This is a genomic window from Nesterenkonia sp. AN1 (genome assembly GCF_000582475.1).
Classification (GTDB): domain Bacteria; phylum Actinomycetota; class Actinomycetes; order Actinomycetales; family Micrococcaceae; genus Nesterenkonia; species Nesterenkonia aurantiaca.
The window spans coordinates 113,493-126,210 of the sequence record NZ_JEMO01000009.1 but is presented as its reverse complement, the minus strand read 5'-3'; the positions used below and the strand labels follow the sequence as shown (position 1 = coordinate 126,210).

General features: G+C 67.1%; 14 protein-coding genes, 1 other RNA gene and 2 pseudogenes. 2 read left to right on the top strand and 15 right to left on the bottom strand.

What is annotated here, in order from left to right; translation table 11 throughout:
- Positions 1 to 3: 3 nt before the first annotated feature.
- The 13 genes and pseudogenes from BG28_RS14910 to BG28_RS06420 all read right to left on the bottom strand — a co-directional run bounded on the left by BG28_RS14910 (position 4) and on the right by BG28_RS06420 (position 10,517).
- Positions 4 to 507 carry a recombinase family protein gene (locus tag BG28_RS14910; protein WP_152539232.1) on the bottom strand — a complete coding sequence of 168 codons (504 nt, stop codon included), beginning with the start codon at positions 505 to 507 and terminating at the stop codon, positions 4 to 6.
- 39 nt (positions 508 to 546) lie between these two features.
- Positions 547 to 1,266: a hypothetical protein gene (locus tag BG28_RS06470; RefSeq protein WP_036474983.1), complete on the bottom strand. Its 720-nt coding sequence runs from the start codon at positions 1,264 to 1,266 to the stop codon at positions 547 to 549.
- A 163-nt stretch (positions 1,267 to 1,429) separates the two neighbouring features.
- Positions 1,430 to 1,802: a transfer-messenger RNA gene (ssrA, locus tag BG28_RS14905) on the bottom strand.
- Positions 1,803 to 1,867: 65 nt separating this feature from the next.
- On the bottom strand, positions 1,868 to 2,272 hold the full coding sequence (locus tag BG28_RS06465; RefSeq protein WP_051501092.1) for a CrcB family protein: 405 nt from the start codon (positions 2,270 to 2,272) through the stop codon (positions 1,868 to 1,870).
- Complete coding sequence (locus tag BG28_RS14330; protein WP_051501091.1) at positions 2,262 to 2,801, bottom strand: CrcB family protein; 540 nt, start codon at positions 2,799 to 2,801, stop codon at positions 2,262 to 2,264. Before BG28_RS14330 ends, BG28_RS06465 begins: the two co-directional genes overlap by 11 nt.
- A 30-nt stretch (positions 2,802 to 2,831) precedes the next feature.
- Entirely contained in the window at positions 2,832 to 3,590 is a 759-nt protein-coding gene (locus BG28_RS06455; RefSeq protein ID WP_051501090.1) for a metal-dependent transcriptional regulator, read from the bottom strand.
- Positions 3,591 to 4,478, bottom strand: coding sequence for a metal ABC transporter permease (locus BG28_RS06450; protein WP_235181003.1), 888 nt, complete (start codon positions 4,476 to 4,478; stop codon positions 3,591 to 3,593). It abuts the gene before it with no gap.
- 74 nt (positions 4,479 to 4,552) lie between these two features.
- Positions 4,553 to 5,329 carry a metal ABC transporter ATP-binding protein gene (locus tag BG28_RS06445; protein WP_036474981.1) on the bottom strand — a complete coding sequence of 259 codons (777 nt, stop codon included), beginning with the start codon at positions 5,327 to 5,329 and terminating at the stop codon, positions 4,553 to 4,555.
- Complete coding sequence (locus BG28_RS06440; RefSeq protein ID WP_051501088.1) at positions 5,326 to 6,273, bottom strand: metal ABC transporter solute-binding protein, Zn/Mn family; 948 nt, start codon at positions 6,271 to 6,273, stop codon at positions 5,326 to 5,328. The genes BG28_RS06445 and BG28_RS06440 overlap by 4 nt, the downstream gene beginning before the upstream one ends.
- A gap of 135 nt (positions 6,274 to 6,408) precedes the next feature.
- Positions 6,409 to 7,221: a histidinol-phosphatase gene (hisN, locus tag BG28_RS06435; RefSeq protein ID WP_036474979.1), complete on the bottom strand. Its 813-nt coding sequence runs from the start codon at positions 7,219 to 7,221 to the stop codon at positions 6,409 to 6,411.
- 47 nt (positions 7,222 to 7,268) lie between these two features.
- Positions 7,269 to 8,384: a ribosome small subunit-dependent GTPase A gene (rsgA, locus tag BG28_RS06430; RefSeq protein WP_036474976.1), complete on the bottom strand. Its 1,116-nt coding sequence runs from the start codon at positions 8,382 to 8,384 to the stop codon at positions 7,269 to 7,271.
- Positions 8,381 to 9,849, bottom strand: a pseudogene (locus BG28_RS15365) (3-phosphoshikimate 1-carboxyvinyltransferase). Before BG28_RS15365 ends, rsgA begins: the two are co-directional and overlap by 4 nt.
- Before the next feature lie 11 nt (positions 9,850 to 9,860).
- Complete coding sequence (locus BG28_RS06420; RefSeq protein ID WP_051501087.1) at positions 9,861 to 10,517, bottom strand: DoxX family protein; 657 nt, start codon at positions 10,515 to 10,517, stop codon at positions 9,861 to 9,863.
- 261 nt (positions 10,518 to 10,778) lie between these two features.
- Here BG28_RS06420 and BG28_RS06415 point away from each other — a divergent pair.
- Positions 10,779 to 11,413, top strand: a pseudogene (locus tag BG28_RS06415) (sigma-70 family RNA polymerase sigma factor).
- Positions 11,410 to 11,754 carry a mycothiol system anti-sigma-R factor gene (gene rsrA, locus BG28_RS06410; protein ID WP_369797203.1) on the top strand — a complete coding sequence of 115 codons (345 nt, stop codon included), beginning with the start codon at positions 11,410 to 11,412 and terminating at the stop codon, positions 11,752 to 11,754. The pseudogene BG28_RS06415 and the gene rsrA overlap by 4 nt, the downstream one beginning before the upstream one ends.
- A gap of 193 nt (positions 11,755 to 11,947) precedes the next feature.
- Here the strand turns inward: rsrA and BG28_RS16760 are convergent, their stop codons facing one another.
- On the bottom strand, positions 11,948 to 12,022 hold the full coding sequence (locus tag BG28_RS16760) for a 50S ribosomal protein bL37 (RefSeq protein WP_369699669.1): 75 nt from the start codon (positions 12,020 to 12,022) through the stop codon (positions 11,948 to 11,950).
- A gap of 31 nt (positions 12,023 to 12,053) precedes the next feature.
- A complete protein-coding gene (locus tag BG28_RS06405) occupies positions 12,054 to 12,713 on the bottom strand; it encodes a GDSL-type esterase/lipase family protein (protein WP_051501103.1) in 660 nt (219 codons plus the stop codon).
- Positions 12,714 to 12,718: the final 5 nt, after the last annotated feature.

Sequence of the window (12,718 nt, the reverse complement as noted above, 5' to 3'; positions counted from 1 at the left end):
CCTCTAACCCCTTAGCTCCACACCTAGCGACTTCACGCGCTTATAGAAGCTTTGTCGGGACATCTCCAAACGGTGGCACTCATCGGTTACAGATGACGCTCCATCTCTTACGCGCTGTGCTGCCTGCTTGATGCGCTGATCTGACACGACAGGCTTACGGCCACCTATCTTCTGCCCGCGTGCCTGTGCGCGTCGTATACCGGCTGTGGCGCGTTCCCTCTTGATGTTGGCTTCCATCACTGCCAGTGCACTCAGGATGTGGAACACAGCACGTCCCATCTCTGTACCCGTGTTCACATCACCTGCTGTCGTGCGCAGAGTGATCCCGCGTTCGGTCAGCTCTTCGACCAGTTCGAGCATTCCCTTCATGGTGCGCCCTGCTCGGTCGAGTGCAGTGACTAGCACCGTGTCACCTGACTCCATGCGTCCCAGTAGGCGCGTGAGGCCGTCCCGCTCCATGTTGCGTCCGGTGATCCCGTGATCCTCTTCGATGTGCTCACGTGCCACACCATGCGGGTCTGCCGCACGAATAGGTGACAGTTATGGTCACGCCGCGAGAGCGACGCCGGTGTTCATGATTGCTTCGTAGAGTGCCCTGACCTGTTCCTGTGTCGCTACGTCGGAGTCCTCACGCCTGGCCCTCACGGGCTTGTTAGCGGGTAGGTATATGTGGGGGAGTGTCGATATGTAACCCTCTCGCTCCGCGTCGCTTAGAAGCGCTTTGAGCGTCCTGCCGACGGGGAGGGCAACGCCATTGCCCCGGCCTTTCGGGTTCACCTTGGAGGGCTGCTTTCCAAGGTCATCTATGAGCTTGCCGACGTTCTTGTCGCTGAGTTCGCTCATGCGTAAGTGGCCGAGCACTGGCAACACATCGTGTTCGAGTCGGCTCCGGTAGGTGCTGATCGTTGAAGCCTTCACTTCGCGTGCACCTCTACCGGACACGGTCTTGCCGTCTGCCTTCGCGGTGAGCCACAACTGAGTGAACGCACTCAGCGTCATATCCCGTTCTAGCGCCTCGCCCTCTAACTGTGCCTGCGCTGTCGCGGCTTCTTGGGCCTCGGTCTCCCGGCGTGACTTCTCTTCTGGGCTGACCCAAGTCTCACGGTCTATGTCTGCCTTGACTCGTCCAAGGTATGAGGTAGCGGCACCCTTGGTTTCGAATGTGGTGTGTCCCTTGTGGCGCTCACCATCGGGGCCGACGTACGTTGCCTGAAATTTCCCGCTAGGCAGTTTGCGGACGGTTCCGAAGTCTCGACGCCTCGCCATGTGTGCCTCTCGTGCGCTCTACGTGCACTAAGAAGAGTCCACGGCGGTCACCTCGTGTCTACATCTGTGTACAGCCTGAATCTGTAGCTAGTAGACCACATCCCAGTGATGGCGCGGGAAAAGGGCACAAAAAAGGCCCAGACACTAGGTGCCTGGGCCTTGACTGTGGAGACGGCGGGAATCGAACCCGCGTCCGATCTGGATTCACATGGGCTTCTCCGGGTGCAGTCTGCTGATAGATTTTCTCGGCCCCAGCCGTCACGCAGACAGGCGGCTGACGGGCCCAGTCGTGTGAATTGTCGACCCAACTCCCCACGACGAGGAGTTGGAACCAGTGGCTATCTAGCTGATGCCAGGATCTGGGTCGATAGCAGACCCAGGCTGACAGACTCGCGTCGCTGCTTAGGCAGCGAGGGCGAAGTCAGTGCGCTTAGTTTCGGCACTTATTGTTTTGCAGAGAAGTATTTACGAGGTCACTCTGCATCCTCGACCCGCTTCACCATGATCAACTCAGATCGTCGAAACCGATCGTCCCCATATTGTGTTGTCAACGAGGCCGCTTGGGCCCCTGCCCCTCGCCAGATGCTCGCGAGGTGACTTTTCAGTATAGACCCGACATTCGAGACAGCGCAATGCCCAGCGCGGCCGCCGCGAAGCCGAAGCCCACGTGGGCGCCCCAGATGCCCACAGCTCGCAGGTGCCGGCCCGCCATCCAGGCCTGGGCCACCCGCACCGAGACGGTGGCGAAGGTGCTGAGCGCGCCGAGGAGTCCGAAGATCAGCACCGTGGAGACCTGGCCGGAGAACAGGCCCCCGGGCTCGTCCACGCCGTTCTCGCTGAGCCAGGTGAGCTCGCCGAGCAGGTACCCCAGCACGCAGCAGCCCAGTGTGTTCGCCAGCAGCAGGCCCACGCGCAGATACCGGTCGAGCAGGAAGCGCCCCAGGGCGCCTACCGATCCACCCAGGGCGACGCCGAGTGCAATGGCGAGGCTGAACTCAGGAATCATGGCGACCCTCGCTGCGCACACCGAGGTCGGCAGATTCGGCGCCGAGCTGCCCGAACAGCGCCCGGCTGATGGTCAGTCCCGCTGCCGCAGCCGCCGTACAGCCCAGGATGCTGATGAGGAGGTAGGTGAGCATCTCCATCGCGCCCGGGCTGACGTAGGTCACCGCCGCCAGTCCGTCGTAGGCGGATCCGGGGATCGAGGGCATCACGGCGAGGATCACCGCGGAGAAGGTCGTATAGGAGGCCAGCATCCCGGTGCCGAAGGTGGGCACCACCCAGTCCGGGGTGCGCGGCCGCGACATCGCGGCACCGATGAGCAGCCCCAGCATTCCGGAGCCGCTGAGGTTGATCGCCAGGGTGGTCCAGGGGAACTTCATGCCCTGCTCGGGGATCAGCTCTCCGATCAGCAGTCGAATCAGTGCTCCGCAGGCGCCGGCCACGCCTACCAGCAGGATCAGCACCGGCAGCGGGGTCGCCGGGCGTCCCGGACGTGACCCTTGACCGGCGGCACTCGATTCGGAGGAAGACACCAGTACAGGATACGTGCGCGCCGGGCGGCCTCAGTGGACCACGCTCACGCGCATGGCGTGGGCCACCTCATGGGGCAGCCGGATGCTCGCCGACGCCGGGCTGTGGCCGGCCTCCGCAGCGGAGGCCTCCGAGCTGGTCTTCTCCACCGTGCCGCCCGTGGTCAGCACGACGGCGCCGTCCGCCGTCGCCGCCACCGTGACCTGGGCGCCGATGGGCACCCCGTGGGCGTCCAGGGTCGAGAGCGCGTCCGGGACGGCGTCGTCGACCTGCTCCAGGCGCACCTGGACCGAGGCCGGCACCCGGCAGAGCAGCTGGGTCTCCGGATAGTCCAGCTGAAGATCCGGTCCGGGGATCGGATCCCCATGCGGGTCCACGCGCGGGTGGCCCAGGCGCACATCGAGGCGGTTCACGAAGGTCTCCGAGACGGCGTGCTCGAGCCGTTCGGCCTCCTCATGGACCTCCTCCCAGCCATAGCCCAGCTCGCGCACCAACCAGGTCTCGATCAGGCGGTGTCGGCGCACCATGGCCAGGGCCAGCTGACGTCCGGCGTCGGTCAGCGCGAGCGGTGCATAGGGCCTGTGCTCCACCAGACCCAGTTCGGACATTTTGCGCATCATGAGCGAGACCGAGGGGTTCGAGACGCCCAGGGTCTTGGCCAGCGCGGAGGCGGTCACTGAGGCGCCGTCCCATTCGGCGAGGCCGTAGATGGTCTTGGCATAGTCCTCCACGGAGGTGGTGGCGGTATCGATCGCGGTGGAACGGCCCTGTGCTGAGGTGCGGGGAGTCATCTAGGCGGGATCCTTCACATCGAGGAACGTATCGATCGGGCGGGTCGGGCTCACCCGGTCCGAAGCCGGCCGCTGCCGCCGCTGTCGCAGCCGCGGGATCATCCCCTTCACGGGGGCGAAGAGGTAGGCCAGCGCGAACTGGCCCGACTGCGCCAGCACGATCGAGCCGCCGGTGGAGATGTCCAGCCAGTAGCTGGCGTAGACCCCGATCAGCGCGGAGACCGCCGCGCTGGTCGCGGCGACGGCGAGCATCTGCCCGAACCGGCGGCACAGCAGCAGCGCGGTGGCACCTGGCACCACCAGCATAGCGACCACCAGCAGGATCCCCAGGGTCTGCAGCGAGGTCACTGTGGTCAGCGCGAGCAGCGCCAGCAGCAGGATCGACAGCGCCCCGGACGAGATCCCGATCGTATGTGCGTGGACCTTGTCGAAGGCCAGCAGCACGAAGCTGCGCCGCAGCGCCAGCAGCACCGCCACGGTGGCCAGGCCCAGACCGGCGGTCTGCAGCAGGTCCTGCTGGGAGATGCCCAGCACGTTGCCGAGAAGGATATGGGTCAGGTGCGTCTCGCTGGGGGTCCTGGAGATCAGCACCAGGCCCAATGCGAAGAGCGAGGTGAACACCACCCCGATGGAGGTGTCATGCTTCAACGTCGATCCTCCGCTGATTCCGCCGATCAGCAGCACCGCGAGCATCCCGAAGACGAACGCGCCCAGCGCCATCGGCAGCCCGAAGATATGCGCCAGCACGATCCCGGGCAGGATCGAGTGCGCCACCGCCTCGCCCATCAGCGACCAGCCCATCAGCACCAGCCAGCAGGAGAGCAGCGCGCAGACCACCGAGGAGATGATCGCCGCCGCCAGGGCGTGCTGCATGAAGGGAAACTCCATCGGTTGAACCAGCAGCTCCCACATCAGTGTGTCTCCGTCATCGCTCGGCCCCGCAGATCAGTTGGTCTGGCATCTCAGCCGGTCTCACGCAGCACGGCGCCGAAGCTGCGTCCGATCTGCTCCTCGGTGAGCACCTCCGCCGGAAGCCCGGCGGCGAGCACCCGCTGGTGCAGCAGCACGACCTCATCGGCGAGGTCCTCCACGCCGGCCAGGTGATGGGTGGAGATCAGCACGGTGGTGCCGGTGGAGTCACGCAGCGTCTTGAGCACCGTGCTGATGAGCTCCTCGGAGCCGCGGTCCACTCCGGCGAACGGCTCATCGAGCAGCATCAGGGGTGCCTGCTGAGCGATCGCGCGCGCCAGGAAGGCGCGCTTGCGCTGTCCCCCGGAGAGCTCACCGATCCCGCGTCGGCGCAGCTCGCTCAGGCCCACCTCCTCCAGGGCCTGGTCACAGGCCTGCTGATCGGCGGGGCGGGCGCGTCGGGTGAAGCCCATATGCCCGTAGCGGCCCATCATGACCACCTGCTCCACGCTGACCGGGAAGCTGGTGTCGACCTGATCGTGCTGCGGCACGTAGCTGACCTGGTTGCGCCGTCGGGCCGTGCTCGGTTCGTGGCCGAAGAGCCGCACCGTCCCCGCCGTGGGCCGGTGCAGTCCCAGCAGCGCCTTGAACAGGGTCGACTTCCCGGACCCGTTGGCGCCCAGCAGAGCGCAGATGCTGCCGGAGCCGACGGTGATGCTCACCTCGTCCAACGCGCGGACGCCGGGATAGCCGGCGCTGAGCCGGTCGACGACGACGGCGGCAGGTTCGGTGTGTGCCCGGGCCGGGTCAGGGCGTGCGTCCGTGCTCATCGCTGGGCTCCTTCGAGGATCAGGTCCAGATCGTGTTCCAGCAGTTCCAGGTAGCTCGGGGCCGGACCGTCGGGCTCGGTGATCGAGTCCACGTGCAGCGGCTCGCTCAGGGTGGCGCCGGTGGTCTCGGCGACCTGCTGCTGGGCGGAGTCGTTGACGGTGGACTCGCAGAAGATGGTGGGCACCTGGTGCTCCTGGACGTAGCGGATCTGCGCCTCGACCTGCTGCGGGCTTCCCTCATCCTCGGCGTTGAGCGGCCACAGATAGTGTTCACCCAGATTCAGGTCCTCCGCCAGATAGCTGAACGCACCTTCGCAGGTCACCAGGTGGACCTCACCCTCGTCCTGCAGCCCGGCCAGCCGCTCCTCCGCCCGGTCCCAGACTGCCTGGATCTCCTCGCGGTAGGTCTTCGCGTTCTCGGCGAGTTCGGCGGCGTCAGCCGGAGCGAGCTCGATCAGTGCCGCCTCGATGTTCTCCACATAGACCATGGCCTGGGCCGGAGACATCCAGGCGTGCGGGTTGACCGGCAGCTCGGCAGTCTCGGCGGCGGAGGCTCCGGGCAGCCGGGTGACCGGCAGCGTCTCGACGGACTCCGTCAGGATCAGCACCTCCGCCGAGGAGTGGCTCAGGAACTGTTCGTACCAGGCTTCGAGTCCCAGCCCGTTGAAGAAGATCAGATCCGCCGCGGCGGCATCGCGCAGGTCCCCGGGGGTGGGGGAGTATTCGTGGACCTCCGCGCCGGGCGGGGTGATGGAGCGGGTGTCCACGAGGTCTCCACCCAAGGCCTCGGTCATGTCCGCCAGCACCGAGAAGCTGGTCAGCACCACGGGACGCTCGCTCTCAGCGGAGGGGTCCTGCGTCTCGGAGCCCGCCGCAGAACAGCTGCTCAAGCCGAGGACGCACAGCGCTCCGGTGGTTGCGGTGAGGACTCGGGTGTTGCGCATGCCCACAGTATGATTTAGGCACACCTAAAACTGCAAGTGGGTCGGGCAGGGGCCGGGCGCTGAGCCCAGATCCGGTGCCCGGGCGCTGAGCCCAGCCGCAGAGTCCGCGCCCTGAGCCCGGCCGCGGGGTTGAGCTCAGAAGGGTGCGGGGCGGTCTGCGGCGAGCGCGCCCAGCGCGGCGTCGTGGAGCAGGCCGTTGGTGGCCAGGCCGTTGCTGCCGGTGCATCCGGGCTCGCCGTCCAGGGAGGTGAACATGCCGCCGGCTTCGCGGATGATCGGCACCAGCGCCGCCATGTCGTGCAGGCTCAGCTCCGGCTCGGCGGCCATGTCCACCTGACCCTCGGCGACCATGCAGTAGGACCAGAAGTCTCCGAAGGCGCGGGTGCGCCAGACGGTCTCGGTGAGCTCCAAGAAGTTCTGGCTGCGACCGATCTTCCGCCACCCGGCAAGCGAGGAGTAGGAGAAGAATGCGTCCTCGAGCTTGGGCACCTTCGAGACCTGCAGCCGTTTGGCGGAGGCCAGGGACTTGCCGGTATAGGCGCCGCCGTTCTTGGCCGCCCACCAGCGCCGGCCCAGTGCCGGGGCGCTGACCAGCCCGACCACCGGTTCGCCCTCGTCGACCAGGGCGATCAGTGTGGCCCAGGCGGGCACGCCGCGGATGAAGTTCTTGGTCCCGTCGATCGGGTCGATGACCCACTGGCGCGGACCGGACCCGGTCGAGCCGAACTCCTCGCCGAGGATGGCGTCTCGGCCCCGCGCCCGGCTGAGCTGGCCGCGGATCAGCTCCTCGGCCGCACGGTCGGCCTCGGTGACCGGGGTGAGATCGGGTTTGGTCTCCACCTCGAAGTCCATGGAGGAGAAGTAGGACATCGTCTTGGCGTCCACGGAATCGGCGATCATATGCGCCAGGCGCAGATCATCGGTGTAGGCGCTGGTGCTGTGGCTCATAGCGCCACGCTAGCAATCAGCGAGCGGCGGGACCCGCATTCAGGCGGTTACGCGCCGAGCCGCTTCTCCTCCGGTCCGTCCTCGGTCCCGGCCATGGATCGGATCAGTCCGCGCAGCGAGGCCAGCCGGGCGGCACCGTGATCGCCGCCATGACCATCGGCCACCCAGGCGTCCAGGGCGCAGCCGCCCTCGGGGGAGACGTGGGCGCAGCCGGGCTCACAGGCCGCGGAGCCCTCGACCAGGTCGGAGAAGGCGCCGAGCACATCGTCGGGCGCCACGTGGGCCAGGCCGAAGGTGCGCACTCCGGGGGTGTCGATGATCCAGGAGTTTCGCGCCGCGGCGAGATCGAGGGACTCGGCGGGCTCCAGGTTCAGCGCGACGGCGGAGGAGGAGGTGTGCCGGCCGCGACCCGTGACCGCGTTGACCCCGCTGGTGGCCCGATCCGCACCGGTCAGCGCGTTGACCATGGTGGACTTGCCCACCCCGGAGTGCCCGATCATCGCGGTGACCCGCTGGGTCAGTGAGCCGCGCAGCGCGACCACGGCTGCGGGATCCAGGGCCGGGTCTCCCGAGGCGGTGCCGCTGGCCTGCCGGGAGACCACGATCTGCAGCTCCAGCTCGGCGTAGTGGCTGATCAGACCGGCCGGATCCTCAGGGTCTTCGACCAGGTCGGCCTTGGTGACCAGCAGGATCGGGGTGATCCCGGCGTCGTAGGCGGCGACCAGGGCTCGGTCGATGAACCCGGTGCGCGGGGCGGGATCGGCCGCGGCCACCACGATCAACAGTTGATCGGCGTTGGCGACGATCACCCGTTCGGCGTCGTCGGTGTCCTCGGCGCTGCGGCGCAGCAGCGTGGTGCGCTCCTGGATCCTGATCAGCCGGGCCAGGGAGCCGGCATCGCCGGTGGTGTCACCGACCAGGCCCACGATGTCACCGGGGACCACCGGGGTCCGGCGCATGGCGCGAGCGCGCACTGCGGAGATGATCCGCTCCCCGCCATCGGAGTCCTCCAAGCGCACCGTGTAGCGGCCACGGTCCACGGTGACCACCCGGCCCAGCTCGGCGTCGGAGTAGTCCGGGGACTCCTTGGTCCGGGGACGGGTGCCCTTCTTGTTCGGGCGCACCCGGACGCGGGACTCATCCCAGTCGGCCCAGCGGCTCATGGGCGCGCCTCCGGTACCGGGGCCAGCAGCCCCGCCCAGAGCTGCGGGAAATCAGGCATGGTCTTCGCGGTGCAGGAGATGTCTTCGACCTCGACGCCCTCGAGCACCAGTCCCAGGACCGCGCCGAAGGTCGCCATCCGATGATCGGCATAGCTGCGCACCAGGCCCCCGTGGGTGACCGGAGCGGTGACCTTGAACCCGTCCTCGGTCTCCTCCGCGGAGCCGCCGAGCCGACGGATCTCGGCGACCAGGGCGGCGATCCGATCCGTCTCATGGCCGCGCAGGTGACCCACCGAGGTGAACCGGGTGGGTTCGTGACACAGCGCAGCGAGCGCCGCCACGGTGGGGGTCAGCTCGGCGGTGCCGTCCACGGTGCCCGGGGTGCGCAGCTGCGCGCCGCGGACCCGCAGCGTCACGGTGGTCGCCGTCTCAGGCTCGGTGATGACCTCGGCGCCGAAGGCGGGCAGCAGCTCGGTCCAGCGGCGTCCGATCTGGGTGGAGGTGATCGGCCAGCCTCGCATGGAGACCTCTCCGCCGGTGACGGCGGCGGCACAGAGGAACGGACCGGCATTGGAGAGGTCCGGCTCCACGCGCACGCTGAAGGCAGGGATCTCGCCGGGCTCCACCCGCCAGGTGTGCTTCGCGGGCGAGCTGACCTGCACGCCGACCTCGGTGAGGACCTGAAGCGTCATCTCGACATGCTCCAGCGAGGGGACCGATTCACCGACGTGGCGCAGCGTGAGCCCGTGCGGCATCCGTGCCGCGGCCAACAGCAGTCCGGAGACGAACTGCGAGGAGGCCGAGGCGTCGATGGTGATCTGGTCGCCGGTGATGCCTGCGGGGCCTGCACAGTGAACGGGAGGTGACCCTCCTGGCCCGGTGCCGGCGCGCCCGGACCGGTGATCTCGACGCCGAGATCGCGCAGACCGTGCTGGACCGCGCCCATCGGGCGCACGCGGGCCTCGGGATCTCCGTCGAAGTGGACGCGCGCCCCGCTCAGTGCCGCAACTGCCGGCATGAACCGCATCACGGTCCCGGCCAGTCCGCAGTCGATGCGCAGCTCCCCGGTGCCCTCCCCGGTGCCCTCCTCAGTGCCCTCCACACCGTCTCCCACAGCGAAGCCGGGGGAGTCCGGGCGGCGAGAGTGGGGCGAGTCCAGGCGGCCGGAGCCTGCCGGAAGCGGGGAGATCCGCACGGCGGGGACCCCGGAGTTCTCCCAGTCCGGGAAGTGCTCCACCGTGCAGCCCAGCGCGGCCAGCGCGTCGAGCATGAGTCGGGAATCCCGGGAGTGCAGCGGATTGATCACCAGACTCGGGCCGTCGGCCAGGGCGGCCAGGAGCAGATAGCGATTGGTCAGGGACTTGGACCCGGGAACGGTGACCTCTGCGCGCAGAGGTGCCCCCGCCCGTGGCGCAGGCCACGGCTGCGGGGGCACCGATGCAGCGGGTGTAGATGTAGTGCTCACGTCGCTAGGTTCTAAGCTCCGACCTTCTTCTTGGCAGACTTGGCACCCTTGTTGGCGCCCTTGGCGGCGTTGTTGATCGCCTTCAGAGCGTCCTTCTCGGCTCGCTGGAAGTTCTTCTTGGCGTTCTTCTCGAAGTCGCGCACCTTCTTGGTGGCGTCGCTGCCGAGGTCGTCGGCCCACTTGAAGGTCTTGTCGCCGAACTTGGCGCCCTTCTTGCGGGTGGTCTTGGCCAGGTGCTCGGCGCGCCAGCCCAGCGAGGGCTTGCCGTCGAGGTCGACCATGGCCAGGGTCAGGCCGCCCAGGACGGAGGCGTTCTTCAGCAGCGTCTTGCGCTGGGCGGTGACATCAGAGTGATTCTCGATCTCAGCGTTGCGGTACTCGGCGTAGCTGTTGAACTTGTGCACGCCGGTCAGCATCAGGGCCGAGGCGCGCGGAAACCGGCCCAGTGCCAGTGCGGTGCCGGCGACGACCTCGACACCGCCCAGAACCTGGGTGGTGAGCTTGGGGTTGGAGACCAGCGGCTCGGCCTGGGGGAAGAATGAGCCGATCTCCTCGAGGGTGGACCCGATTCGCGCCGAGGCATCATCGGTGTTGCGCAGGCGGTCAACACCGCTGGCGATGAAGCTCGCGCCCAGCAGTGGGCGGGCGAATTTACGAAGCAGAGACATAGTGTCCTCCTGTAGGAGTGTGGCGCTGAAGCATCGTTCAAGGTCCAATCTACCCAATCAGGGCTGTCTCGGGAATCAGCAGGCCTGATGAGCGGTGTGCGCAGCGGAGACAGGAGGAAGCCGACGCCGGGCAGGAATGCACAGCGTGGCGTCGTCGTTGTGCCCGGTATGACCACGCCGACACTCAGCCCGATGCGCCCCCGCGCTCCCACGCGTGAGGTCCGACGGCCGGTGGGCGCTGTGCGAGTAGACTCGTCAGTGATGGAAAAGCCCGCAGCCACCGGCCCCGACGCTGATTCAAGCAGCGTCGACGTCGCCGAAGAGACCGAACAGCAGCGTCGCGTGCGTTTTGAGAGCGAGGCTCTCCAGTACGTGGACCAGCTCTACTCCGCCGCCATGCGGATGACGCGCAATCCGCAGGATGCTGAGGACCTTGTGCAGGAGGCCTATACCAAGGCCTACTCCGCATTCCACCAGTACAAGCCCGGCACCAATCTCAAGGCCTGGCTCTACCGGATCCTGACCAACACCTATATCAACATCTACCGCAAGAAGCAGCGTCAGCCGCTTCAGGCCAACACGGACACCGTGGAGGACTGGCAGATGGCCCAGGCCGCGGAGCACACCTCCTCGGGTCTGCGCTCGGCCGAGGCGGAGGCGCTGGACCATCTGCCGGATTCCGACGTCAAGGACGCGCTGCAGCAGATCCCCGAGGAGTTCCGCCTGGCGGTCTACTTCTCCGACGTCGAGGCTTCGCCTATAAAGAGGTCGCCGAGATCATGAACATCCCGATCGGTACGGTGATGTCGCGGCTGCATCGCGGCCGGAAGCTGCTGCGCGAACTACTCAGTGACTATGCCCGCGAACGTGGCTTCAAGAAGCAGGAGGCCAAATGATGAACGACGAAGATCGTAACCAGGCCACCGAGGTCAGCCCCGGCAGATGGCTGGATGAGAACTGCAAAGACGGTGACTGCAGCGAGAAGCAGATCCGCATGGAGCGCATCTATGAGTACGCCGACGGTGCGCTGAGCCGAGAGGACATCGGTGAGGTCGAGGCCCACCTGCATGCCTGCCCGGAATGCGCCAACGACTACGACCTGGAGTGCATCATCCGCACCGTGGTCCGCCGTTCCTGCGCCGAGCGCGCACCAGAGACCCTGAAGGTCACGATCCTGGAGCGGATCAGCCAGATCCGCCTCCAGGCCGGGCACCAGCAGGACGACGAACGGCCCTGACTCTGAAACGGCCCTGACTCTGAACGGCCCTGACTCTGAAACGGCCCTGACTCAGAACCAGCGGCAGACCTGGGCCCGGCATCCGGCCCTGAGCACGACAGAACCCCTGCAGAGAAGCTCTGCAGGGGTTCTGTGTGTTCTGCGCCGCCGCTGTTATCGCGTCAGCCGCAGCAAGAGCCTCGGACCACTGAGATCAGGAGTTGGGGCGCTTGCCGTGGTTGGCGTTCTTCTTGCGACGAGCGCTGCGCTTGCGTCCACGCTTGCTCATGATGAACTCCTTTCGTCGGCTGGAGGTAATTCTAGGCCACGGGCTCCTGGAGCCCTAACCACGGATACCACCCGCGGTGCAGCACCAGCCAGGCGATCAGGCCGTATCCGGCCTGGCCGGGCAGACCGCCGTTGCCGGCGAGGTCGCTGCGCCACTGTTCGTGGCCGACCAGGGGAGTGTAGGCGTCCACGTAGACATGTGACCGACGTGAGGCCACATCCCGGTAGGCGGCGTTGAGCTCGGAGATCCTCTGGTTGCGCTCGGCATCCAGGGTCGGGACCGGCCCAAGCACCAGGCATCGGATGCCTTCCTGGGAGGCCCGGTCCAAGATGTTGGCCAGATTCAGCCGGGACCGAGCCGAGGAGGTCGCGCTGTAGAGATCCGTGTCGTTGAGCGCAATCACCAGATGGCGCTCCGGGGTGCCGCCGTCGAGCGTGGCACCGGAGAACCGGGCGACGGTCTCGTCCTGCCACCGTTCGGAGAGCGCTTCGGTGCCCTCACCGGGCATGGCCAGGGCGTAGTGCTCCAGGGTGAGTCCGTCGATCGGGGTCTTCGAGATGACCCGACCGAACCACCCCAGCGCGCGGGGGTCGCCGACGCCGCTGAGCAGCTCGTCGCCCAGGGCGACGATGCGCACATGGCGCCGGTGACCGGAGGCTGCGGCTCTGAGATCCTGAGTGGAATGTTCCATCCGGT